The organism is Nocardia shimofusensis NBRC 100134, assembly GCF_001613125.1.
GTDB classification, from domain to species: Bacteria; Actinomycetota; Actinomycetes; order Mycobacteriales; family Mycobacteriaceae; genus Nocardia; species Nocardia shimofusensis.
Map to the genome: position 1 here is coordinate 376610 of NZ_BDBT01000001.1, position 23758 is coordinate 400367.

23 protein-coding genes are annotated in these 23758 nt (G+C 69.7%); 12 read left to right on the forward strand and 11 right to left on the reverse strand.

All coding sequences use genetic code 11. From position 1 onward, the window contains the following. Nucleotides 1–2: 2 nt before the first annotated feature. On the reverse strand, nt 3–764 hold the full coding sequence (locus NS3_RS01750) for a lysophospholipid acyltransferase family protein (protein WP_067852561.1): 762 nt from the start codon (nt 762–764) through the stop codon (nt 3–5). 67 nt (nt 765–831) lie between these two features. On the opposite strand from NS3_RS01750, the gene NS3_RS01755 reads away from it, so the two are divergent. After that, nucleotides 832–1476: a YqgE/AlgH family protein gene (locus NS3_RS01755; protein ID WP_281204587.1), complete on the forward strand. Its 645-nt coding sequence runs from the start codon at nt 832–834 to the stop codon at nt 1474–1476. Between the two features lie 62 nt (nt 1477–1538). Here the strand turns inward: NS3_RS01755 and NS3_RS01760 are convergent, their stop codons facing one another. The 3 genes from NS3_RS01760 to NS3_RS01770 all read right to left on the reverse strand — a co-directional run bounded on the left by NS3_RS01760 (nt 1539) and on the right by NS3_RS01770 (nt 3974). Next, the gene (locus tag NS3_RS01760; protein WP_067852563.1) at nt 1539–2342 is read right to left on the reverse strand and encodes an ABC transporter permease; all 804 of its coding nucleotides are present in this window, start codon (nt 2340–2342) and stop codon (nt 1539–1541) included. Next, nucleotides 2339–3334 carry an ATP-binding cassette domain-containing protein gene (locus tag NS3_RS01765; protein ID WP_067852565.1) on the reverse strand — a complete coding sequence of 332 codons (996 nt, stop codon included), beginning with the start codon at nt 3332–3334 and terminating at the stop codon, nt 2339–2341. The genes NS3_RS01760 and NS3_RS01765 overlap by 4 nt, the downstream gene beginning before the upstream one ends. A 124-nt stretch (nt 3335–3458) precedes the next feature. Further along, nucleotides 3459–3974: an EXLDI protein gene (locus NS3_RS01770; protein WP_067852567.1), complete on the reverse strand. Its 516-nt coding sequence runs from the start codon at nt 3972–3974 to the stop codon at nt 3459–3461. Nucleotides 3975–4037: 63 nt separating this feature from the next. Between NS3_RS01770 and NS3_RS01775 the strand changes: the two genes are divergently transcribed. Next, nucleotides 4038–4424 (forward strand): cupin domain-containing protein, encoded by a 387-nt coding sequence (locus tag NS3_RS01775; RefSeq protein ID WP_067852569.1) that lies wholly within the window; start codon nt 4038–4040, stop codon nt 4422–4424. Between the two features lie 434 nt (nt 4425–4858). On the opposite strand, the gene NS3_RS01780 is transcribed toward NS3_RS01775, so the two are convergent. Then, entirely contained in the window at nt 4859–5266 is a 408-nt protein-coding gene (locus tag NS3_RS01780) for an SdpI family protein (protein ID WP_245649406.1), read from the reverse strand. Nucleotides 5267–5379: 113 nt separating this feature from the next. Here NS3_RS01780 and leuS point away from each other — a divergent pair, with 113 nt between their 5' ends. Next, nucleotides 5380–8223 carry a leucine--tRNA ligase gene (gene leuS / locus NS3_RS01785; protein ID WP_067852571.1) on the forward strand — a complete coding sequence of 948 codons (2844 nt, stop codon included), beginning with the start codon at nt 5380–5382 and terminating at the stop codon, nt 8221–8223. Between the two features lie 194 nt (nt 8224–8417). Here the strand turns inward: leuS and NS3_RS01790 are convergent, their stop codons facing one another. Next, a complete protein-coding gene (locus NS3_RS01790) occupies nt 8418–9122 on the reverse strand; it encodes an SDR family oxidoreductase (protein WP_067852573.1) in 705 nt (234 codons plus the stop codon). A 119-nt stretch (nt 9123–9241) separates the two neighbouring features. Here NS3_RS01790 and ggh point away from each other — a divergent pair, with 119 nt between their 5' ends. The 3 genes from ggh to NS3_RS01805 are packed head-to-tail and all read left to right on the forward strand — an operon-like array spanning nt 9242 to nt 12233. Then, a complete protein-coding gene (gene ggh, locus NS3_RS01795) occupies nt 9242–10579 on the forward strand; it encodes a glucosylglycerate hydrolase (protein WP_067852575.1) in 1338 nt (445 codons plus the stop codon). Between the two features lie 6 nt (nt 10580–10585). Further along, complete coding sequence (locus NS3_RS01800; RefSeq protein WP_067852577.1) at nt 10586–11461, forward strand: hypothetical protein; 876 nt, start codon at nt 10586–10588, stop codon at nt 11459–11461. Between the two features lie 22 nt (nt 11462–11483). Next, entirely contained in the window at nt 11484–12233 is a 750-nt protein-coding gene (locus tag NS3_RS01805; RefSeq protein WP_067852579.1) for a glycoside hydrolase family 25 protein, read from the forward strand. Nucleotides 12234–12258: 25 nt separating this feature from the next. Here NS3_RS01805 and NS3_RS01810 read toward each other — a convergent pair whose 3' ends face one another. Continuing rightward, nucleotides 12259–14316, reverse strand: a complete 2058-nt coding sequence (locus NS3_RS01810) for a PhoX family protein (protein WP_067852581.1) — start codon at nt 14314–14316, stop codon at nt 12259–12261. 249 nt (nt 14317–14565) lie between these two features. Between NS3_RS01810 and NS3_RS01815 the strand changes: the two genes are divergently transcribed. Both NS3_RS01815 and NS3_RS01820 read left to right on the forward strand, forming a co-directional pair. After that, nucleotides 14566–14985 (forward strand): YciI family protein, encoded by a 420-nt coding sequence (locus NS3_RS01815; RefSeq protein ID WP_067852583.1) that lies wholly within the window; start codon nt 14566–14568, stop codon nt 14983–14985. Beyond that, nucleotides 14958–16211, forward strand: coding sequence for an RNA polymerase sigma factor (locus tag NS3_RS01820; protein ID WP_373865270.1), 1254 nt, complete (start codon nt 14958–14960; stop codon nt 16209–16211). The genes NS3_RS01815 and NS3_RS01820 overlap by 28 nt, the downstream gene beginning before the upstream one ends. A 103-nt stretch (nt 16212–16314) precedes the next feature. Here the strand turns inward: NS3_RS01820 and NS3_RS01825 are convergent, their stop codons facing one another. Next, nucleotides 16315–17001, reverse strand: coding sequence for an ArsR/SmtB family transcription factor (locus NS3_RS01825; RefSeq protein ID WP_245649408.1), 687 nt, complete (start codon nt 16999–17001; stop codon nt 16315–16317). Nucleotides 17002–17114: 113 nt separating this feature from the next. Between NS3_RS01825 and NS3_RS01830 the strand changes: the two genes are divergently transcribed. From NS3_RS01830 to NS3_RS01845, 4 genes are all read left to right on the forward strand, one after another. After that, nucleotides 17115–18479, forward strand: coding sequence for an MBL fold metallo-hydrolase (locus NS3_RS01830; RefSeq protein ID WP_067852589.1), 1365 nt, complete (start codon nt 17115–17117; stop codon nt 18477–18479). After that, nucleotides 18476–19762 (forward strand): MFS transporter, encoded by a 1287-nt coding sequence (locus NS3_RS01835; protein WP_067852591.1) that lies wholly within the window; start codon nt 18476–18478, stop codon nt 19760–19762. Before NS3_RS01830 ends, NS3_RS01835 begins: the two co-directional genes overlap by 4 nt. Before the next feature lie 134 nt (nt 19763–19896). Beyond that, complete coding sequence (locus NS3_RS01840; protein ID WP_245649409.1) at nt 19897–20214, forward strand: ArsR/SmtB family transcription factor; 318 nt, start codon at nt 19897–19899, stop codon at nt 20212–20214. Further along, nucleotides 20211–20696 carry an SRPBCC family protein gene (locus tag NS3_RS01845; RefSeq protein WP_067852595.1) on the forward strand — a complete coding sequence of 162 codons (486 nt, stop codon included), beginning with the start codon at nt 20211–20213 and terminating at the stop codon, nt 20694–20696. Before NS3_RS01840 ends, NS3_RS01845 begins: the two co-directional genes overlap by 4 nt. A gap of 30 nt (nt 20697–20726) precedes the next feature. On the opposite strand, the gene NS3_RS01850 is transcribed toward NS3_RS01845, so the two are convergent. The 3 genes from NS3_RS01850 to NS3_RS01860 form a co-directional block, all read right to left on the reverse strand. Continuing rightward, a complete protein-coding gene (locus tag NS3_RS01850) occupies nt 20727–21998 on the reverse strand; it encodes an MFS transporter (protein ID WP_067852791.1) in 1272 nt (423 codons plus the stop codon). Between the two features lie 206 nt (nt 21999–22204). Continuing rightward, nucleotides 22205–23026 carry a hypothetical protein gene (locus NS3_RS01855; RefSeq protein WP_067852597.1) on the reverse strand — a complete coding sequence of 274 codons (822 nt, stop codon included), beginning with the start codon at nt 23024–23026 and terminating at the stop codon, nt 22205–22207. Between the two features lie 114 nt (nt 23027–23140). Further along, nucleotides 23141–23674 (reverse strand): lipoprotein LpqH, encoded by a 534-nt coding sequence (locus NS3_RS01860; protein ID WP_067852598.1) that lies wholly within the window; start codon nt 23672–23674, stop codon nt 23141–23143. Nucleotides 23675–23758 lie beyond the last annotated feature (84 nt).

The window sequence follows — 23758 nt, forward strand, 5'->3', positions numbered from 1 at the left end:
GTTCAGTAATGGGCGATCGCCCCGTCGAGGGCGGTCTGCAGGTCGGTGCGCACCAGCCGGGCGATGTCGGCGGGCTTGTCGGGCAGTTCCAGGACCGGGACGGCGAAATAGAAGCTGGCCGACTTCGCCTCCTCGCGATCGGGTTCGATCGCCTCCGCGGGCCGTGGCCCGTAGCTCAGGCCGATGCTGACCAGCGCGGGACGCACGTCCAGCTTCATGGCCCGGAAGGCGATGTGCCCGATGCCGCTGCCGACGGCCTGCACCTTCGCCGGGTCGACATCGTTGCAGGTGCCCTCCGGGAAGATCGCCAGATGGTCGCCGCGGGCCAAGCGCTCGGCGCAGATGTTCATCATCTGCTGACCGGCCGCGTTCACGGCCCTGATGCCGTGGTCCTTGCCTCGGAAGACGGGGATGCCGCCCATCATGTCGACCTTGCGCCGTTGGTCCGGGTCGACGAACAGTTCGTCCTTGGCCAGCACCCGTACCCGGCCGATGATGGAGCGCAGCGGGCTGCGCCAGGTCATCGCGGCGACGGTGTAGGGGTCGTGCTGGGAGAGGTGGTTGATGGCGAAGATCGTGGGCCGCCGCGAACGCAGCAGCTCGCGGATCTGATCCCTGGCCTGATCCGCATAGGAGACGCGCGGCTGGAAGCGGCGCGCGAGCAGTGCGTACGCGGCCATCGCGGTCATCCTGCGCTGACGATGATCCCGGTAGAAGTCGTAGACGGCATCGACGTTGTCGAGACTCACCACGGGTTGCTCCATGTCACCGACTCTAGATCGGTACCGGGACGGGCGAGCACTTCACCGGACAAACTGCGATGATGGCGAAGTGGCACGCGGAGACGACCCGGACGAGAGCAAGACTCAGGACGGCCACGGCGACCGGCGGCGGCGCGGCTCGCGCGACGGCGAGCCAGTGGTCCGTGCCGGGTCACTGCTGCTGGCGTCCACCGGCCTGACCGAACCCACCTTCCGGCGCACGGTCGTCTACATCATGGAGCACAACGATTCGGGCAGCCTGGGCGTGGTGCTCAACCGGCCGAGCGACACCGCGGTCCGCGAGGTGCTGCCGCGTTGGGCGGATCTGGCCGCCGAACCGGCCACCCTGCACGTCGGCGGCCCGGTCAAACGCGATGCCGCCCTGTGCCTGGGAACTCTGCGGGTGGGCGCGTCCACCGCCGGGGTGCCCGGGCTGCGCCGCATCGACGGACGGGTGGTGCTGGTCGATCTGGCCGCCGATCCCGAGCACATCGCGCCGCGGGTGGAAGGCGTTCGGGTGTTCGCCGGCTACTCGGGATGGACTTTCGGCCAGCTCGAGGGCGAGCTCGACAACGACGACTGGATCGTGCTGTCCGCCCTGCCGCACGACCCGATATCCACCGCCAGGCCGGATCTGTGGGCCGATGTCCTGCGTCGCCAACCGCTGCCGCTGTCGCTGCTGGCGACGCATCCGATCGACGTCGAACGGAACTGACCCGGGCCGGTCGGCACCGGCCCGGGCTCGAGGGTCCCGCGCTCACCGGGAGGGGATGGCGGTTACCGGTCCTGCCGGGTGAACACCCGCGCCGACCAGACGAATCCGATCAGGCCGAGCCCGGCGCACCAGGCCAGGGCGGCGACGGCCGAGCCGCCGATCTCGGTGCCCATCAGCAGGCCACGGATCGTTTCGGTGAGCGGGGTGAAGGGCTGGTACTCGGCGAACTGGCGCAGCCCGGCCGGCATGGTGTCGGTGGCGACCAGGCCGCTGCCGAGGAACGGCAGCAGAATGAACGGCATCGGCAGATTGCTCGCGCTCTCGGGATTGGGCGAGATCAGGCCCATGCCGACCGCTATCCAGGACAGCGCCAGCGTGAACAGGGCGAGCAGGCCGAAGGCCGCCAGCCATTCCAGCGGGTTGGCGTTCGGCCGCCAGCCGATCAGCAGCCCGACCAGCGCCATGGCCCCGGTGCCGAGAATGCCCAGGACCAGCGTGCCGCCCACATGGCCGGCCAGCATGGACGACGGTGCGATGGGCATGGTGCGGAACCGGTTGACGATGCCCTTGGTGGTGTCGGTCGCGATCTGGACCGCCAGCGAGGCCATCAGGTATGCCGGGATCAGCAGCAGCATCCCCGGTGTGAGGTAGTCGATGTACTCGCCGCCGGAGGCCATCTCGAGCGCGCCGCCGAACACGAAGGCGAAGACCAGCAGCAGGATCACCGGCATCACGATGATGCTGACGATCATGCTGGGATAGCGCCAGGCCTGCAGCAGGTTGCGGCGCAGCATGGTCCAGGACTCCCGAAGCGAGTCGGTCGATGTGCGCGACCGGGCGGTCGAGGCGTGCGGGAGGGTGGTCATCGTGCGTTCTCCTTGGTGGTGGCGCCTGCCGCCGCGGCGGCGTCGGCGGCGGGGCGGCCGGTGAGAGTGAGGAAGACGTCGTCGAGGGTGGGTGTCTGCACGGCCAGGGCCGCGGCCTCGACACCGACGGCGTCGAGCCGGTCGAGCACGGCGCGCAGCGAGCGCACCCCGCCGTCGCTGGGCACGGCCAGAGTGGGCCGGTCGCCGTCGTCGACGATCCGGGCGTCGGCCAGCCCGGTCACCGCGGCGTCCAGATCGGCCCGGTCGGTGAATTCCAGGCGGATGTGCCCGCCGGGGACGAGACGCTTGAGCTCGGCGGCGCTGCCCTCGGCGACGATGCGGCCGCCGTCGAGCACGGCGATGCGATCGGCGAGCTGGTCGGCTTCCTCCAGGTATTGAGTGGTGAGGAAGACCGTGACGCCGGTGTCGGCGACCAGGTTCTCGATGGTCTGCCACACCGCTCGCCTGCTGCGCGGATCCAGGCCGGTGGTCGGCTCGTCGAGGAAGAGCACCCGTGGGCCGCCGACCAGGGTCATCGCCAGATCGAGCCGGCGGGTCATGCCGCCGGAGTAGCCGCTCGCGACCCGGTCGGCGGCCTCGACCAGATCGAAGCGGGCGAGCAGGTCGTCGATCAGTTGCCCGGCCCGAGCCCGCGGCATGTGCCACAGGTCGGCCATGAGCCGCAGGTTCTCCCGGCCGGTGAGCAGCTCGTCGACGGCGGCGAACTGGCCGGTCACCCCGATCATCTCGCGAATCCGGTCGGCGGCCGTGGTCATGTCGTGGCCGCAGACCGTGATCTCGCCAGCATCAGGGCGCAGCAGCGTGGTCAGGATCTGCACGGTGGTGGTCTTGCCCGCGCCGTTGGGGCCGAGCAGCGCGTAGATCTCGCCCTGTCCGACGGTGATATCGATGCCGTCGAGCACGACGTGGTCGCCGTAGCTCTTACCGAGCCCGCGCGCCGAGATGGCGGGCACGGACCTGTTGTTGTTCATGGGGTTTCCTCTCGAAAAAACATAGATTGATTCGAATAACTACATGTTTTATCGCCACCGCCCCCGCGGGGCTCGGCGTTGCGGTTCAGGTATGCGGTTGTGCGCGAACGGTTTCGCGCGACGGTCAGATGTCGAGATCCTCGATCTTCGGGTGCGCCGCGAGATCGACGATCCGCTCGTAGAACTTGTCCGGTAGCTTGCCCTTCAACTCCTCCACCGAATCCACAATGCCCATGGCGAATTCACCCCAGTCGGGATCGCCCACGCCGAACGCCCGCCGCCAGGTGCGCCAGTCCTTCAGGCTGCTCTTGCCGGTCGGATAGTCCGCCCACGCCGAGATCTGAGCATGCATGACGTACTTGCCTTTCCGGCTGCGGTAGACACGGAAGAGTTCGAATTGCTCGTCCCCCATGTCACGCCACTCACCCAGCAACGTGCCCGCGAAGCGGACCTGCCGGACGCCGTTGCGGCCGACCCCGAGGATCACTTCGTCGTACCCCTCCAGACGCCCCTCCTCCAGATCGATGAAACGACGCAACGCCGCCACCACCGCACCGGAGAGGTTGCCGCCGACCAGTTCCTGCGCGCGCTTGAACAGCGGCAGATCGTCGTCGGCTACATAGATCGTCTTGTTGGGCATGAACCGACTATACGTAGATGTATACGTACACGCAAGAGTTGTGCGCGGTGGTTTCATGGAGGGATGCTCCCCGGCTACGAACGCGTGTTGCGCCCGAATCCGGCTCCGGCGACGGGAACGGCCAGCCGGATAGTGCTGCGCCTGCTCCTCGGCTCGCGCGAACTCATCGTCCGGCACACCGTCATCGAGCCGGGCGGCAGCAGCGGCCGGCACTACCACGATGGACCGCTGTTCGTCCTCGTCGCCCGCGGCACGCTCGATCACCCGTATGCCGACGGCGCACCCGTCCGGTATAGGCGCGGCCGGATCTTCCGGGAACCGAGCGGACCGGAGAACCGGCATGTCGCGCGCAACACCGGCACCGAACCGGTGACGCTGTTCGTGCTGTATCTGAATCCGAAGGGCAGTCCGCTCTCACACAGCGTCGCCGGTACCGACGACCATCGGTGAATCCGCGCGGGCCCGGACGCCTGCCGCCGGCTCAGCTACCACCACCGCAACCACCGCCGCCGCCACCGCAACTGGAACCGCCACCGCAACTGGAACCGCCACCACAGCTGGAACCGCCACCGTTACCGTGACCGCCGTCGGAGCCACCGCCGAAGGATCCGAGGCCGTCCGCCGAACCTCCCGCATCCCAGGATCGGCGGCGAGCGCCGCTACTGCCCTGCCGCGCCGCAGCCGCGCGCGAACCCACCGACAGCAACACCACACCGATGACCCCGAGCACGGCTCCCACCAGGGCATTCCCTGTCAACACCAGCATGAGCGCGAAAAAGAACACGACCGCCGCGAGTAACTGCAACATTCGACCTCCCCCGAACGGGTGTCACCCTCCCCGGTGACTACGGTCGAGGATAGTGCTCGGCCGGGGAGTCCGCCGCTCAGTGCGCGGGGCCGCAGACCTCGCGCAACGAGCACGCGCCGCAGGACTGGCCGCAGGAGCCGGTGTCCTCGGCGGGCACCAGGCCGGCGATGGCGCGACCGGCCGCGTCGGCGCCCGCGCCGAGGGTGAACACGGCGATCACCGCGGCCACCAGAGCGACCACCAGGGCGATCGGCTCGCCCGCGGCGAACACGATGAGCCCACCGGCGAACAGCAGCGCGCCCGCGGCCACCGAGGTGGGGGCGGCGACGCGGTTGGCGATGCGGAAGGTCTGCTCGGTGCTGAGGGCGGCTTCGGTGTGCACTCCGACGAAGCGGTTGCGCGGCAGCTTGCCGACGAAGCCGAGCATGCCGGTCCCGATAGCCACCATGGCCAGCAGGAACAAGACGAAGGCTACGGCGAACACCAGTGCAGGCTATCGCAGGGGCGCAACGGCCCGACGTCCGGTCCGGTGGGACGCACGTTCTACCCTGTTAGCCGACCTCTGTCCGGAAACGGCGCACAAGAGAAGGCGGGATCGTGCAGGACACTCGTGCAACCGAAAGCGATGTACCCGAGCATCGGTACAACGCGGCGCTCGCCGGGCGCGTGGAGCGCCGGTGGCAAGAGCGCTGGCAGGAGCGCGGGACGTTCCAGGCGCCGAACCCGACCGGTCCGCTGGCAGGCGACACCCCCGCCGACAAGCTGTTCGTGCAGGACATGTTCCCGTACCCGTCCGGCGTCGGCCTGCATGTCGGCCACCCGCTGGGCTATATCGCCACCGACGTGTTCGCCCGCTACCACCGCATGCGCGGACGCAACGTGCTGCACGCGCTGGGCTACGACGCCTTCGGCCTGCCCGCCGAGCAGTTCGCGGTGCAGACCGGCGCGCATCCGCGCGACACCACCGAGGCCAATATCGCGAACATGCAGCGCCAGCTGGATCGCCTCGGCCTCGGCCACGACCGCCGCCGTAGCTTCGCCACCACCGACCCCGAGTACTACCGCTGGACGCAGTGGATCTTCCTGCAGATCTACAACGCCTGGTACGACCTCGAGGCCGACCGCGCCCGGCCCATCGCCGAGTTGGAGCGGCAGTTCGCCTCCGGCGCGCGTCCGGCTCCCGGCGGCGCGGACTGGGCGAGCCTGACCCCGGCCGAGCGCGCCGCGATCATCGACTCCTACCGCCTCGTCTACCAGACCGACTCGGTGGTCAACTGGTGCCCCGGTCTGGGCACGGTGCTGTCCAACGAGGAGGTCACCGCCGACGGCCGCAGCGAGCGCGGCAACTTCCCGGTGTTCCGTAAGCGGTTGTGGCAGTGGATGATGCGCATCACCGCCTACTCCGACCGACTCGTCGACGATCTGGATCTGCTGGACTGGCCGGAGAACGTCAAGTCCATGCAACGCAACTGGATCGGGCGTTCGCGCGGCGCGCAGGTGAGGTTCGACTCCCCCGCCGGGCAGATCGAGGTGTTCACCACCCGCCCCGACACCCTCTTCGGCGCCACCTACGTGGTGCTGGCCCCCGAGCACGACCTGGTCGACGCGCTGGTCGCGGCCGAGTGGCCCACCGAGGTGGACGCCCGCTGGACCGGTGGCGCGGCGTCCCCCGCCGACGCGGTGGCCGAGTACCGCAGGTCGATCGCGGCCAAGACCGATCTCGAACGCCAGGAGAACAAGGAGAAGACCGGCGTCTTCCTCGGCGCGCACGCGATCAACCCGGTCAACGGCGCGCAAGTGCCGATTTTCGTCGCCGACTACGTGCTCAGCGGCTACGGCACCGGCGCGATCATGGCGGTGCCCGGCCACGACCAGCGCGACTGGGAGTTCGCCACCGCCTTCGGCCTGCCGATCCTGGAGGTCATCTCCGGCGGCGACATCACCGTGGCCGCCCACAACGGTGAAGGCGAGCTGGTGAATTCCGGCTACCTGAACGGGCTTTCGGTCGAAGAGGCCAAGGCGACCGTCATCGGACGGCTGGAGGCCGACGGCCACGGCACCGGAACCGTGCAGTACAAGTTGCGCGACTGGCTGTTCGCCCGCCAGCGCTATTGGGGCGAGCCGTTCCCGATCGTCTACGACGAGGACGGCGCACCGCACGCGCTGCCGGAATCCATGCTGCCCGTGCGGCTTCCGGAGATCGACGACTTCGCCCCGGTCACCTTCGACCCGGACGACGCGAGCTCCGAGCCCTCCCCGCCGCTGGCCAAGGCCACCGACTGGGTGAACGTGGAACTGGATCTGGGCGACGGCCCGCGCATCTACCGGCGCGACACCAATGTCATGCCGAACTGGGCGGGCAGCTCCTGGTACCAGCTGCGCTACACCGACCCCACCAATTCCGACGTGTTCTGCGCAAAGGAGAACGAGAACTACTGGCTCGGCCCGCGTACCGCCGAGCACGGCCCGGACGATCCGGGCGGCGTCGACCTCTACGTCGGCGGCGTCGAGCACGCGGTGTTGCACCTGCTCTACGCGCGGTTCTGGCAGAAGGTGCTCTTCGACCTCGGTCATGTCAGCGGCAGCGAGCCCTACCGGCGGCTGTTCAACCAGGGCTACATCCAGGCCTTCGCCTACACCGACTCCCGCGGCGCGTACGTGCCCGCCGCCGAGGTCGTCGAGCGGGACGGCAAGTTCTTCTACAACGACCCGTCGGGCACCGAGATCGAGGTGTTCCAGGAGTACGGCAAGATCGGCAAGTCGCTGAAGAACGCCATCTCCCCGGACGAGGTGTGCGACCAGTTCGGCGCGGACACCTTCCGCTTCTACGAGATGGCGATGGGCCCGCTGGACACCTCGCGGCCCTGGTCGACCAAGGATGTCGTCGGCGCGCACCGCTTCCTGCAGCGCGTCTGGCGGCTGGTGGTGGACGAGGAGACCGGCGCGACCCGCGTCGTCGAGGGCGCCCCCGCCGACGAGACCATGCGCTACCTGCACCGGACCATCGCGGGCGTGGACGAGGACTTCGCGGCGCTGCGCGACAACACCGCGGGCGCCAAGCTGATCGAGCTGACCAACCACCTCACCAAGAACTACCCGGACGGCACACCGCGCGTGGCCGCCGAGGCACTGGTACTCATGGTCGCCCCGCTCGCACCGCACATCGCCGAGGAGCTGTGGGAACGTTTGGGGCACACCGAGTCTCTGGCGCACGGCCCGTTCCCGGCAGCCGATCCGGCGTGGCTGGTGGACGAGTCGGTCGAGTACCCGATCCAGGTGAACGGCAAGGTCCGCAGCCGTATCCAGGTGCCCGCCGACGCCGACAGCGCCGCCATCGAGGCGGCGGCGCTGGCCGACGAGAAGGTGGCCGCGATGCTCGCCGGCAAGACCCCGCGCAAGTTGATCGTGGTGCCGGGGCGGCTGGTCAACATCGTCGCCTGACGATCGAAGCCGATCTTCGACCTCACCGTTCGAGGCGACGACCGGGCTCCCGCCGTGGAGCGGGAGGCCGGCCGCCGCCGGTGCCGTGGGAGCGGGTCAACCCGGCCGCCGACTTCGGCCGCCCGCTGTTCGAGGACGTCGGCCGGGCAGGAGGCGCGGATCCAGCCGTCCGGGGAGCGGGCCGCCGCCGGGATTCAGCGGACGGGGACAGGCCGCAACACGATGTCGGTGGGATGACCGTCGCGCGGCGTCTCCACGGCTTGACGAACCGCCCGTGCGACGGTCTCCGGCCGCAGGAACTCCTCTGGGTGGTACTCGCGCCCTTCGTGCGCGACGATCTCGCGCTGCATGTCGGTGTCGATGCGCCCCGGGTGCACCGAGGTCACCCGCAGTGTCGGTTCCTCGAGACGCAGTGCGTCGCCGAAAGCGCGCAGCCCGAACTTGCTCGCCGCGTAGGAACCCCAGCCGCCGCTCGCGCGCAGGCCCGCGCCCGAATTGATCAGCACCACATGGCCTTGCGCCGCGCGCAGCGCGGGCAGCAGCAGCCTGGTCAGCTCGGCGACGGCGATGAGATTGGCCTCCAGCGTCCTGCGCCATTGCGCCACCGACGATTCCGCGATGGTGCCGATATCGGCCACCCCCGCGTTGTGCACGAGCACATCGAGCCGGTCGATCGGCTCGACCGCGGCCGCGACGGCGTCGTAATCGGTGAGGTCCACCGGCAAGGCGCTCGCTTCCGGCAGTTGCGCGAGGATCGGCGCCAGCGACTCGGCCGTGCGCGCGCCGAGCAGCAACTCGTGGCTGGGGGCGAGTTCGCGGGCGATGGCGGCGCCGAGACCGCGGCCGGCTCCGGTGATCAACGCGGCGGGCTTGGGCAGACTCGTGACTGCGGTCGTCATGGGCCCCAGGGTAACCACCGGCGCCGGGCGGAGCGGGGCAAGGACAACGCCCACACGCCGCACGGCGTACATACCCCGCAGAGCGGGCGAGTAAGCGCCCGGCAAGCCAGAATAGGGAAATGGCACATCCAGGGTTCACCCCCACGCAACTCGCGGCACGAGCCGCCTATCTCCTGCGTGGCAACGACCTGGGCACCATGACCACCGCCGCGCCGCGCCTGTATCCGCACATGTGGAGCTGGGACGCCGCCTTCGTAACGGTCGGTCTGGCGCCGTTGAGCGTCGAACGCGCGGTCGTCGAGCTGGACACCCTGCTCTCGGCGCAGTGGAAGAACGGAATGATCCCGCACATCGTCTTCGCCAACGGCAAGGACGGCTACTTTCCCGGGCCGGCGCGCTGGGAGTGCAGACAGCTGGCCGCGCACGCCCCCCAGAGCCCGGATACCTCCGGCATCACCCAGCCGCCGGTGCACGCGATCGCCGTGCAGCGCGTCCTGGACCATTCCCGCAGGCACGGGCGCAGCACCAAGGCGGTGGCCGAGGAGTTCCTGAACCGGCGCTGGCCGGATCTGGTGCGCTGGCACCGCTGGCTGGCCGAGGCACGCGACTCCGCGGGCGTCGGCCGGATCACGCTATATCACGGCTGGGAATCGGGCATGGACAACTCGCCGCGCTGGGACCGTGCCTACGAGAATGTCATCCCCGGCGACCTGCCGCCCTACGAACGCGCCGACGTGCTCGTCGTCGCCGACCCCACCCAACGGCCCACCGACCGCGAATACGACCGTTACCTGTGGCTGGTCGAGCAGATGCGCCTGGTCGGCTACGACGACGACCAACTCGCCGCCACCATGAGCTTCGCGGTCCAGGACGTGTTCGTGACCGCGATCTTCGCGCTGGCCTGCGAGGTACTGGCCGACATCGGCGAGGAGCACCGGCAGCCGCACGCCGACGTGCGCGACCTGCGCTCCTGGGCCGAGCGGTTCCGGGCGGGCGTCATCGCGACCACCGACCCGCGCAGCGGCGTCGCCCGCGATTACGACATGCGCCTGCAACGCCCGATCAGCACCGAGACGCTGGCCGGCTTCGCGCCACTGCTGTGCGGCGGACTGCCGCGCGCGACCGAACGGGCGCTGCTGCGGTTGTTCGAGGGCCCGAGGTTCTGCGGACACCCGGATCTGCGCTACGCGTTGCCACCGTCCACCTCGCCGGTCTCGGGCGACTTCCGGTCCCGCGAGTACTGGCGCGGCCCGGTCTGGCCGGTGATGAGCTGGCTGTTCTCCTGGGCGTTCGCCCGCCGCGGCTGGGCCGAGCGGGCACACACCCTGCGCGCCGAAGGGCTGCGCCAGGCCGCCGACGGCAGCTTCGCCGAGTACTACGAGCCGTTCACCGGCGAACCGCTGGGCAGCATGCAGCAATCCTGGACCGCCGCCTCCGTTCTGGACTGGCTCGGCTGACCCCAGATGAAGCGACAAGATCTCGACGACGCGATCGTGCTCTCGGCCACCGGCCCGCTACGCCGCCCGCCGCTGCGCATGGAGGTCGCCGGAGCGGATCGCATGCTGTTGCGCCAGCAGGGCCTGGCCATCCTGCTCGGGCGCATCGACGCGACCCGCACCGGGGTGGAGCTCTTCCGCCGCACCGGTTTCCGATCGCCGCTTCCCCCGCTGTCACCCGCGCCGCAGGCCGGACCGGCCTCGCACAAACAGTGGCTATCGGATGTCGCCGATCTGCTCGCGCGCGCGGACAACTCGCCGCTGCACCCGGGCCGCTGGCTGCTGGAGTATCGCGAGCGACTGGCCCCGGGCACCTGGAAAGGCGAACTGCTGCGCGACTGGCCGGGCGGCTATCTGGACTGGCGGCGCGGTTGCACCGCCGTCATACCGCTGCGCCCGCTCACCGATCCGGACGCCCCGTGGATGCCCCCGTTGCGGCAGCGGGCCCGCGCCGGGGAGCTCGCGCCGGTATTGCTGTGGGAGGTCTCGGGTTTCGACGGGTGGGCGATTCTCGACGGTCACGATCGGGCGGTCGCCGCGCTGGCCGAGGGGTGCGAACCCGCCTCGATCGTGCTGGCGCGCGGGTGGAGCGTAGCCAAACAGACCGACGCGATCCTGGGCGCGGTCGATCACCAGCGCAAGGTGCTGGCCGGGTTGCGCGACGAGGAGGCCAGGCGCGCCGCCACCGAACGGATGGACGCGGGGATGGCCCGGTTCGCCTACGGTCACGAGCGGACGATGGCCTGGCCGGTGCCCGGCGGCCTGAGCGGGTGGACGGCCGCGTTGATGGACTATCGAGGTTCGCAGCTGACGACACACCAGCAACACTGGCCACAGAGCTAACCGACAGCTATCGTCGACGAGCATGGCCTCCCCTCCCCGGAGATCGACCCGCGCACTGGTCCTGTCCGCGCTCGCCCTGGGTGGCATCCTCACCGCTACCGTCCCCGCTCCCGAAGCGGCGGCGGCCCCCACCGGACCCGATGTCTCCTCCTGGCAGCACATCGACGGCAGGCTCATCGACTGGTTCGCCGTCCGCCGCGCGGGCCACCTGTTCGCCATGGTGAAGGCGACCGAGGGCCTGAACTACATCAACCCCTATTTCGTGCCGGACTCGCTGCTCATGCGGGCCGCCGGCGTGGCGCGCGGAACCTATCACTACGCCCGCCCGGAACTGCCGCCCGAACCCCAGGCGGTCATGTACGCGGCGACGGTCCTCGGTCAGAACGGTCCGTTGGATCTGCCGCCGGTGCTCGACCTGGAACACTCCGGCGGTTTGTCCCCCGACGCACTGATCGACTGGACGCACCGCTATCTGAACACGGTGCGCGCGCTGACCGGCCGGATACCGATCATCTACACCTACCCGGCGTTCTGGCGCACCGCGATGGCCGACACGAATCAGTTCACCGGGTACCCGCTGTGGATCGCCGACTACCGGGGCAACCCGGCGCCGGAAGTGCCCGGCGGGTGGCCTGCGTGGACGTTCTGGCAGACCACCGACCGGGGTTCGGTGCCGGGCATCGCGGGCCCGACCGACCTCAACATCTACAGCGGCGCGCAGGGTGACTTCGCGCGGTTCGCGAACATGAGCGGGCTGTTCGGCAGCAGCTGAGCGCCCGCGACAGCCGAACTCTCGATCAGGCGCCGATCCGGCCGCCGCCGGAACGCCACACCGCCACGACCGCGGGTCGCGGCTGCGCGCTGCCGCCCTCGGGCCAGTGCGAGATCGGGTTGTCCGCGGTCGCGTCGTCGTCCTCGCCCGGATGCTGCACGCAGACGATCACCCGTGACTCGGTGACGATCGGGCCGCAGGTCTCGGCCGCCTTGGGCACGGTGAGGAACTGCTTGGTCTCACCGCGGTTCGGGCCGTCCAGAACGACCGAGAACAGCCCGTCGTTGGACTTCAGCGCGTTGCCGTCGGTGGAGATCCACAGGTTGCCGTACGGGTCGAAGGCCAGGTTGTCCGGGCAGGAGATCGGGCTGACCTTGCTCTTGTCGAAACCGCCGAAGTAGGTGTCGGCGGCGGCCGGGTCACCGCAGACCAGCAGCAGCGACCAGGTGAACTCGGTGCCCGTGTGGTCGTCGTCGATCTCGAGGACCTGACCGTTCTTGTTCAAATTGCGCGGATTGGCTTCGTCGGCGGCGGCTTTGCCCTCCTCGCCGCGCTTGCTGTTGTTGGTCAGCGCGACGTAGACCTTGCCGGTCACCGGGTTGGCCTCGAAGTCCTCCGGCCGGTCCATCTTGGTCGCGCCGGCCTTGTCCGCCGCCAGCCGGGTGTAGACCGCCACCTCTTCGGCGGTGAAGCCCTCGACCAGCGACTTGCCTTTGCCGTCCGCGCCGGTCTCGAGCAGGGGAATCCACCGGCCCTTGCCGGTGAAGCCCTGGTCGGAGGGCACGGCGCCGGAGCCGTCGATCTTGTCGGCGTGGTCGCCGGTCAGCTGGGCGACGTAGAGGGTGCCCGCGTCCAGGATGGTCATATTGGCGCGGCGGCTCGCGGCGCCGGTGCCCGGCTGGATCTTGCGGGAGGACACGAACTTGTACATGTAGTCGAAGCGCTCGTCGTCGCCGGTGTAGGAGACCACGGTGCCGTCGCCGGTGACGTGGATGGTGGCGCCCTCGTGCTTGAGCCTGCCCATCGCGGTGTGCTTGACCGGCACCGAGTTCGGATCCCACGGATCGACCTCGACCACATAGCCGAACCGGTTGGCCTCGTTGGGTTCCTGCGCCAGGTCGAAACGCTTGTCGGCGCGCTCCCACTTGTTGAGGGTGGCGCCCTCGGCGAAGCCGTAGCGCTTCAGCGCCGCGGCAGGGCGCTCACCGGTCACCTTGTCGGCGTTGGCGAAATAGCCGTTGAAGTTCTCTTCACCGGAAAGCACGGTGCCCCACGGGGTCACGCCGCCCGCGCAGTTGTTGACCGTGCCGAGCACCTTGGTGCCGGCCGGGTCGGCGGAGGTCTTCACCAGGTCGCTGCCCGCGGCCGGGCCCACCAGGGTGAATTCGTTCTTCACGGTGATGCGGCGGTTGTACTTGCCGAACGCCGGCTTCAGCGCCCCGGAGCCGGATTCCCCCTCGACCTCGACGACGCTCAGGCCGTGCGCCATCAGCGTGACGGCGATCTGCTCGTCGGTGGGCGCGTCGGGGTTGTAGCCGCGGAACATGTTCGGACCGGTGGTGTACTCGTGATTGACCACCAGCAGGTACCTGTTCACCTCGCCCTCGATCGGCAGCAGCGCGGCGAAGTCGTTGTTGAAGCCGAACTGCTTGCTCTGCGCCTCGGCGGTCTGGTTGTCGAAGTCGAACGCCGGGGCGTCGGGCAGCACCGGATCGCCCCAGCGGATGACGACGCCCTGCTCGTAGCCCTCGGGGACGACGACAGCGTCCTCGGTGTTCGGCGCGACCGCGGTGAAGCCGGTGCCGGGGACGGTCTCGCCGTCTGCCCCGCCGCCTCCCGCGGATTCGTCGTCGCCGCAGGCCGCCAGCGCACTGGCAGCACCCACGGCCAGCACGGCCGCCGCGCTGCCCTTGAGCAGTCCGCGCCGGTTCAGCGAGGCGACGATGTCGCCGAAGTAGGCGTTGGCGGAGGTGTTGGGAACTTCGTGGAAACAGGCGTTGGCGCACTTGTATTCGCACGTCACCCGAGACCGGGACGAACGTCCGTCGTGGGTGACGAACAGGGCAAGAGGCTTCACGATCACTCCTGACTAGGGCTGTTCGCGCACGCTAAACGCCGTAGACGAGTCGCAGGCGACACCGCGGTGAACACCCGGACAACGCCTCGCGCCCGGCCGTCGCGCCCCTTCCGCACCCGGCGCGTGGCTAGGGTGGACCGGACAGCGTTCCGAGAAATCTCCGGAGAAATCTCCGGCGACGTGTCGATCCGGCGGCCTCCCCGTTCGACCTTGTGGTGAGAGGGCCGGAGGGGCCCGCGATACGAGGAGCACACCATGAGCAAGTACATGCTGATCTGGCGGCCGACCGATGCCGCCCTCGCCGCGATGACCGAGACCCCGTTCGAGGAGATGCTGGACAAGGTCGGCCGGTACAACGACGAACTGATCCGGGCGGGCGTCCTGCTCGCCGCCGAGGGGCTCGACGATCCCGCCGAGGGCGTGGTCATCGACTTCACCGGCGACGATCCGGTGATCACCGACGGCCCCTACGGCGAGACCAAGGAACTGTTCACCGGCTACTACATCCTCGACGTCGCCTCCAAGGAGGAGGCGATCGAGTGGGCCAAGCGGGCGCCGAACCAGGCGGGCAGCAAGGTCGAGATCCGGCGCATCCCGACGATCGACGAGTTCCCGCAGGACAACGAGTGGATCGCCAAGGAGCGCGCCTGGCGCGAGGAGACCGGCCAGCTGTGACCTCGGGGACCGTCCGCCGCACTGTCGAGGCGGTATGGCGCGGCGAGTCCGCCCGGATCGTCGGCGGGCTCGCCCGCTACACCGGCGACGTCGAGCTCGCCGAGGACCTGGCCCAGGAGGCCCTGGCCGAAGCGCTGGTCTCCTGGTCGGTGGACGGGGTGCCGCGGGAACCCATTTCGTGGCTGCTGACTGTGGGCCGCCGCCGGGCCGTCGACGGTTTCCGGCGGCGCGCCGCACTGGACGCCAAATACGCCGAGCTGGCCAGGAATCTGGACGAATCCGTCGAGAACGAACTCTTCGATCCCGAGCACATCGACGACGACGTGCTGGCGCTGATGTTCGTCGCCTGCCATCCCGTTCTGGGCAAAGAGGCCCGGATCGCCATGACGCTGCGGGTGGTCGGCGGTCTCACCAGCCAGGAGATCGCGCGATCGTTCTTCGTCCCGGTGTCCACCGTGCAGGCGCGCATCACCCGGGCCAAGAAGGCGCTGACGGCGGCCGGGGTGCAGTTCGAGGTACCCGATGCCCGGCAGCGGCGGGAGCGGCTGGGTTCGGTGCTGCAGGTGATCTACCTGATCTTCACCGAGGGCTCCTCGGCGTCGGGCGGCGAGGCCTGGCTGCGCACCGAATTGGCCGGGGAGGCACTGCGTCTGGGCCGGGTGCTGTCCCGGCTCGCGCCCGAACCCGAGGTGTTCGGTCTGCTCGCGCTGATGGAACTGACGGCGGCGCGCTTCCCGGCCCGGCTGGACGGCGAGGGCAGGCCGGTGCTGCTGGAGGACCAGGATCGCACGCGCTGGGATCGGGCCGCGATCCGCCGTGGCCTGGCCGCGCTGGAGCGGGCGAGCAGCCAGCGCGGGCTCGGGCCGTATGCCGCGCAGGCCGACATCGCGGCCTGTCACGCGCGGGCGGCCTCGGTCGAGGAGACCGATTGGGCGCGGATCGTCGCCGTCTACGACGCGCTCGTGCGGGCCACGCCCTGGCCGGTCCTCGAGCTCAACCGGGCGGTCGCGGTCGCGATGCTGTCGGGGCCGGAGGCGGCGCTGGAACTGATCGAAGGTATCGAGCTGCCCGGCTCCCACCTGGTGCCCGCTGTGCGCGGCGAACTGCTCGCCCGCTCCGGACGCGGCGAACAAGCGCGAGCGGAATACCTCGAGGCGGCGCGACTGTGCGGCAATGCGGCGCAACGCACGGTGCTGGAGGACAAGGCGGCGGCGCTGGACGGGTGAGCGCGCGTGGCCGGCCGGGGCGGACCACGCCCGGTCCGTGCGGCTGAGCGGCTGAGCACGGCCGGTCGAGGCCGACCACCCCGCTGTGCGTGCAGTCGCGGTGTCAGACCGGGACGGTGGCGAGCGGCAGGTCGGCCAGACGCCACTCGAGCATGCCGTCGTGCAGGCGGATCGCGTGTCGACCGTGGTCGGTGAGCATCCGCACGGCGTCGTAGGCCAGCACGCAGTATTCGCCGCGGCAGTAGACGACGATCTCGTGGTCGTCGGGCAGTTCGGTGATCCGGTCGGCGAGCTGGTCGACGGGGATGTTGACCGCGGCCGGGATATGGCCCGCGGCGTATTCGGGTGCGGGCCGCACGTCGAGCACCACGACCGATCCGGATTCCGCGCGGGCGAGCAGTTCCTCCCGCGTCATCTCCTGCCCGGCCTCCGGGCCGAGATAGTGCTCGCGGGCGGGCGCGACGGCGGGCTGGTGGGCTTCGGCAACCTTGCGCAACAACGCGAACAACTGGGCCACGTCCTGCCCGGCCAGGCGGTAGTGGATCCGGACGCCTTCGCGGCGGGTGGCGACGAACCCGGCCTGCTTGAGTGTCTGCAGGTGCGCCGAGGCCGTCGTGAGGTTCAGGCCCGCGGCGGAGGCCAGGGATTCCACGGTCCGCTCGCCCTGGGCGAGCAGGTCCAGCAGCTCGAGCCGCTTGGCGCTGGCCAGCGCCTTGCCGCTGGCGGCGAATGCCTCGTACAGGGCCGCCTTCGCGGCGTGCCGATCACCACCCATGATTCCTCCGATCATTGTCTTCCATAAAACCATGGAATACTCTTCTACTGTATTCCATGGTTTATTGGAATAACCGGAAAGCGGAACAACGTCTTGCCCGCCCACCCGCGCGACCCAGGAGTACTGCGATGCCGACCGACTTCACCCTGGTCCCCGTCGTCGACGAGGGATTGGGTAACTCCACGTATCTGCTCGATCTCGGTGACGGTCGCGCGCTGGTTCTCGATCCCGAGCGCGATGTGCGCCAGGTGCGAGCCGAAGCGCGGCGCCGCGGGCTGCAGATCGCCTACGCGGTGGAGACCCATCTGCACGCGGACTTCATCTCCGGGGTGCGGGAACTGTCCGAGACCGAAGGGGCCACCGTCATCGCGCCCGAGGTCGGCCCGCGCGGGTTCGACGTCACCACGCTCGGCGACGGGCAGACCGTCACGATCGGCCGGTTCGTCCTCGAAGCGCTGACCACCCCGGGGCACTCCCCGGAGCATCTGTCCTACCTCCTGAAGGACGGCGGCCGCCTCACAGGTGTGTTCACCGGCGGATCGCTGATGGTGGGCACCGCGGGCCGCACCGATCTGGTCGGCCCGGACCAGACGGTCCCGCTCGCGCGGGCGCAGTACCACTCGTTGCGGCGGCTGATGGAACTGCCTGACGACACCCCGGTCTGGCCGACCCACGGCGCGGGTTCGTTCTGCTCGGCGGCCACCGGCACCGAGCGGGTCAGCACCATCGGCAAGGAGCGTGCCACCAACCCGCTGCTGCAGGTCGACGGCGAAGACGCTTTCGTCGAGGCCCTGCTCGCCTCGCTCGGCACCTTTCCCGACTACTTCCTGCGGTTGGGCGAGATCAACCACAAGGGCCCGGCCGTCCTCGGCGCGACCCCGGACCTGACGCCGCTGACCGGCGACCGGGTGGCCGATCTGATCGCCGACGGCGCCCAGGTCGTCGATGTGCGCGAGGCTGCCGACTACGCGGCCGGGCACATCTCCGGGGCGCTGGCGATCACCCTGCGTCCGGTGTTCGCGACCTGGCTGGGCTGGCTGGCCGACCCCGACCGGCCGCTGATCGTCGTCCGCGACGCAGGCCAGGATGGCGACGACATCGTGTGGGAGGCGGCGAAAGTCGGCTTCGACACCCTGGCGGGAGAACTCGACGGCGGGATGGCGGCCTGGAACGGGCCGGTCGAAACCACGGATCTGCTCGACGCCGGCCACTTGGCCGCACACCCCGCGCCGACCGTGCTCGACATCCGTCAGCACGGCGAGTACGCCGCCGGACACGTTGCCGCCGCCCGCCATATCGAATTGGGCACTCTCGATCGACATCTGGTCGATGTTCCGGCCGGGCCCGTGGCGGTGATGTGCGGACACGGTGAGCGCGCCATGACCGCGGCGAGCATCCTGGAACGCGGCGGCCGTACCGGCCTCCGGGTACTGGAGGGCTCACCCGCGGACTACGCCGCCGCGCTCGGCCAGGATCTGCGGGCCGGATCATGAGCGTGCGCGCGAACGCGCGGACCCCGGTCCTGGGGCTGCGGGAGAATGCCGCGCAGTTCGCTCTTCTGGTCGCCGTCAACGCCCTGGTCGGCGGGATGGTCGGTCAGCAGCAGACCGTGCTGCCATTGCTGGCGGAGTCCGAGTTCGGGCTCACCGGCTACACCTTCATCTTCACCTTCATCTTCACCTACGTCGCCGCCTTCGGGATCACCAAGGCGATCGCCAACTACTTCGCCGGGACCTTCTCCGACCGCTACGGCCGCAAACCGGTCCTGCTGGTGGGCTGGCTGTTCGCGGTTCCGGTGCCACTGATGCTCATCGTCGCGCCGAACTGGGGCTGGGTCGTGGCGGCCAACGTGCTGCTCGGCATCAACCAGGGCCTGACCTGGTCGACCACTGTCGTGATGAAGATCGACCTCGTCGGCCCCACCCGGCGCGGGCTGGCCATGGGCCTCAACGAGGCCGCGGGCTACGGCGCGGTGGCGATCAGCTCGCTGCTGGCGGGCTACCTCGCCGAGCACTTCGGCCTGCGCCCCGCGCCGTTCCTGCTCGGCCTGGCCTACACCGCGCTGGCCCTGGCGATCTCGGGCATCTTCGTCCGCGAAACCCGCGGCCACGCCCATCTGGAAGCCGCCGGGCACACCCGCCGCGCCGACGGTCTGCACGACCACTTGCACGCGGATCTCAGCGACCGCCAGATCGCCGTGGCGACCAGCCTGACCGAACCGGCCCTGTCCTCGGCCAGCCATGCCGGACTGGTCAACAACCTCAACTTCGGCCTGTCCTGGGGCCTGTTCCCCCTGTTGTTCGCCACCGCCGACCTCGGCGTCGGCCAGATCGGACTGCTGTTCGCCCTGTACCCCGGTGTCTGGGGCGCCGGGCAGCTGATCACGGGGGCGCTCTCGGACCGGTGGGGACGCAAATACCTCATCGTCGCGGGCATGACCATCCAGGCCACCGCCCTGGCCGTGATCGCCGCCTCGAACGGCTTCACCGGATGGGCGATCGGCGCGATCGCACTGGGTGCCGGAACGGCGATGGTCTATCCGACCCTGCTCGCGGTGATCGGTGATGTCGCCCACCCGCTCTGGCGCGGCCGCGCGGTCGGGGTCTACCGCGTCTGGCGCGACCTCGGCTACGCCGTCGGCGCGATCCTCGGCGGCATCGTCGCCGACCTGCTCGGTCTGCACGCCGCGGTGTGGGCCGCAGCGATGGTCAGCGCGGTCTCCGCGCTCGCTGTCGGCATCCGCATGTACGAAACCCACCCTCCCGCAGGCCGATAGCCACCCTGACCGGACCGGACACCGCCCTGCCCTCGTCGTGTGATCGCATGCCGAGGGCAGCGATTCGTCGGCGTGAGGCCTTGCGAGACAGAGTCTGAAAGCGCATACTTACGCAAGTGGATGCTTTCAGAGATGTGGATCTGGCGATCCTGGGCGATCCGAACCGCAAGGCGATCTTCGAACGCCTGGCCCGACGGCCCTCGTCGGTCGGTGAGCTCGCCGAATCGCTGCCGATCACCCGCCAGGCCGTCTCGCAGCATCTGCAAATCCTCAAAAAGGGTGGGCTCGTGGTGTCCACCGCACAGGGCACGCGGCGTATCTACCGGATCAATCCGGAGGGGCTCGCCGCGATCCAGGCGTACTTCCAGCAGATCTGGGACGACGCCCTGACCGCTTTTCAGAAGGCCGCCGAGAAGGCGGCCGGCGACACCGAACAGGAGAATCGACCATGAGCACCACTCCGCAACTCCCCGTCCTGCACGGCAAGGCCACCGTCGCGATGACCCCGGCGCGGGCATTCACGTTCTTCACCGAATCCTTCGGCGCGTGGTGGCCCAGCGCCTATCACATCGGCAAGACCGAGATGGCCGAGGCGATCCTGGAACCGCGCGAGGGTGGACGCTGGTACGAGCGCGGCGTCGACGGCACCGAATGCGATTGGGGCCGGGTTCTGGTGTGGGAACCTCCGCACCGGCTGGTGGTCACCTGGCAGATCAACGGGCACTGGGAATACGATCCCGCCCCCGCCCGGGCCAGCGAGATCGAAGTCCGCTTCACCGCCGACGGTCCCGAGCAGACCGCCGTCACCCTCGAACACCGCCACCTCGACCGCCTCGTCGACGGCAAGGCCATCCAGGAGACCATCGTCGAGCGCGGCGGCGGCTGGAGCACCGTGCTGGAAATGTTCGCCGAGACCGCCGAAAAGCAGTCCTGACGGCGCCGCCGAATGCCCTGTCCTGCCCGCTCAGGGCTTTCGGCGTCCGGACAGCGCCGCGGCGGGGACGACGACCAGCGCGAGCACACCACCGGCCAGCGCCAGCATCGGATAGCTCGTCGCGGCGACCATCAAACCCGACCCCATTCCGCCGGTCGCACCGGCGATCGCGATGGAAACATCCACCGCGCCTTGGGTTCTGGCGCGGGTGGCCAACGGCACCGTATCGGTGATCACCGCCGTGCCCGCCACCAAGCCCAGGTTCCACCCCAGCCCGAGCAACGCCAGCGCCACCGCGAGCAGCGGCACCGAGTCGGCGGGCGCCGCGGCAGCCAGCAGACCGGCTGCCAGCAGCGTGACCCCCGAGGCGCCCGCGACCGGCAACCGGCCGAGGCGATCGACCAGCCAACCCGTCACCGGGGAAGGCAGATACATGGCACCGACATGAATCGCGATCACCGCACCGGCCGCGGCCGTGCCGTGTCCATGGGCGAGCATGTGGACGGGGGTCATGGTCATGATCGCGACCATCACCAGCTGGGTCACCGCCATCACGAAGCCACCCGCGGCGACACCGGCGCGGTGATCTTCGCCTGAAGGGTCCGTGTCGAGTTCGGTCCGCGGATCCACGGATTGCGCGTCCTCGGCGCCGAGTGTTCGTGCCAGCTGGAGCGGGTCCGGCCGCAACCACACCGCGAGGACAACAGCCGCCAGGGCGTAAGCGACGGTGGCGAGGATGAACGGGCCGGCCAGATACGGAACTCCCAGCGCACGGGCCAGCTCACCGGCCGGGGCGGCGAGGTTGGGGCCGACCACGCCACCGACAGTGGTCGCCACCAGCACGGTCGACACCGCCCGGCCACGATGCGAGGCAACGGCCAAATCGGCTCCGGCATAACGGGCTTGAAGGTTGGTGGCCGTGCCCGCGCCGTAGACGAACAACGCCGTGAACAACATAACCGGGTTGTCCAGCACCGCGGCGGCGATCACAGCGACGCTGCCGATCGCGCCGGTGAGATACCCGGCGGCAAGCCCCGGCCTGCGCCCACGCGCCTGCGAAATCCGGCCCACCGCGATCGCCGCGGCCGCGGACCCGGCGGTGAACAACGCACTCGGCAGACCGGCCAGCCCGGTCGAGCCGAGCATGTCCTGGGCGAGCAATGCCCCAACCGTGACGCCCGCGGCCAGACCCGCGCCGCTGAGAATCTGGGCAGCCACCAGCACCCGCAGGGTGCGCCGCTGTATTCCGGCGACATCGGGCAGGGTGGAGTCGAAGCTGGTGGCAGCGGCACTGGGTGGCACGTCGAGCTCTCCATCCGACAGCAGGAACAAGCGCGCATCGCCGCGCCTCGCGAATCGCCCAAGAATATTCCATAGAACTTTGGAATATATCCGGTGGTCACGTCGACCACCCGAAGTCGATCCCGACGACCGCACACGCGAAGGCCCGGCGTGGGTGCGCCGGGCCTTCGGTACAGCGTTCGGGTGGTCCACTCACGGGCCGGTTCTCAGGCGTTGACGGGGACCGCCAGCACCACCTCTTGCTCGTTGCCGGGCAGATAGTGCACCTGCACGATCCGGCCCACCTGGACGTTGGCGACGGCGACCGGCGGCAGGAACTTGTCCGTCCGCGTGGTGAAGGTGCTGCCGTCCGGGCGGGTGACGACCAGCCCGATCTCGACCTTGGAGTGGCCGTCGCGGATCTCGCCGGGCACCGACAGCGACTGCACGACCGCCTGGGCGGCGATACCGCGCGCGGCGATGTCGAGCTTGGCCTGGGTGGTGAAGCCCTTGCGGAGCATGGACTGGTTCATCACCTGCTGCGCCGCGACGCTGTTGCCGGACATATCGACCTGGACCTTGCCCGGCCGGTGCGGCAGGTAGCGAACCGGCAGCACCACGCCCGGCCGCAGCAGCGACAGCTCGGTGAGCGGGACGACCATCCGCGCCGAGGCGGGGAACACCTTCCCGTCCGCGCCCTCGACGCTGAAATCGATGTGGACCATCGGCTGATCGTTGACCTGCACGCCGGTCCGGCCGATCGACCGCACGGTGCCGATACCGAGGTGCGCGTCGCGGAATTCGCCGGTGTTGCCGCCGGCGAGAGCCGACAGCAGGTCGCCGCCGAACAGCCCTGGCAGCGAGGTGAAGGCGAAGACCATGCTCACGGCGACGACCGCGAGGATCGGCAGGGCCAGATAGCCGTTGGCCCAGGCGACGACGCCGGGTTCCCACGGCGAGCTGGGCTGGTAGGTGAGACCGTGCCAGAGGTAGACGCCGATCGCGAGGGCGGCGGCGACAACGACGGCGAGGCGCAGGGCGCGGATCATGGGGGACTCCTCGACAGTGGTGGGGGACCGGTGGTTCCGGGTTCCTGGCCACCCCGTCGTCGCGGACGCGGATGCGCGACGACGGGGAGCCGGGTGCTCGGACCCGTACGCGACTCAGGCGCCGACGATGTCCGAGCAGGCGAAGGTGATGTCGAACGTGGCGGTGCTGGGACCGGCCAGCGGGTTGGTGAGGTCGAGCGCACCCACGCCCTCACCGGTCACCTTGAAGGTGTTGCCCTCCTTGGTCAGCTTCGCCGAGCCGCCGGGCTGACCGTTGCCGTAGCCGACCGCGTACGGGGCGCCCGAGGCCCCGCCCTTGGTGCCTGCGATGCCGACCGCCTGAACCGTGTCGCCGGTGATGGTGGCGCTCACCGAGAGCTGGCCGTAGGCGCCGTTGGCGTTGTCGGTCAGCGCCAGGGCCAGGGTGTCGCCCTGCTTGGCACAGGTCGTGTCGAAGGTGGCCTCGAGGACCTTGCCGTCGACGCTGGCGGCGGACCCGCTCGCCGGCGCCGTCGGCGCGGCGGAGGGGCCGTTCTGCGGGGTAGCCGTGGTCTCGGCGTCGTCGCCGCAGGCGGTGACCAGCAGCGCGAGGGCGGCGGCAGAGGCGGCGAGAGCGACGGTGCGGAAGGTCTTGTTGTCGGTGCTCATGGTGTTCGTTCCTGTCTGTCCGGAGTGGTGCGGCCTCCGATGTCCGGGCCGTTGAGAGAAAGGTAGGAACGCCGCCGCGCCTAC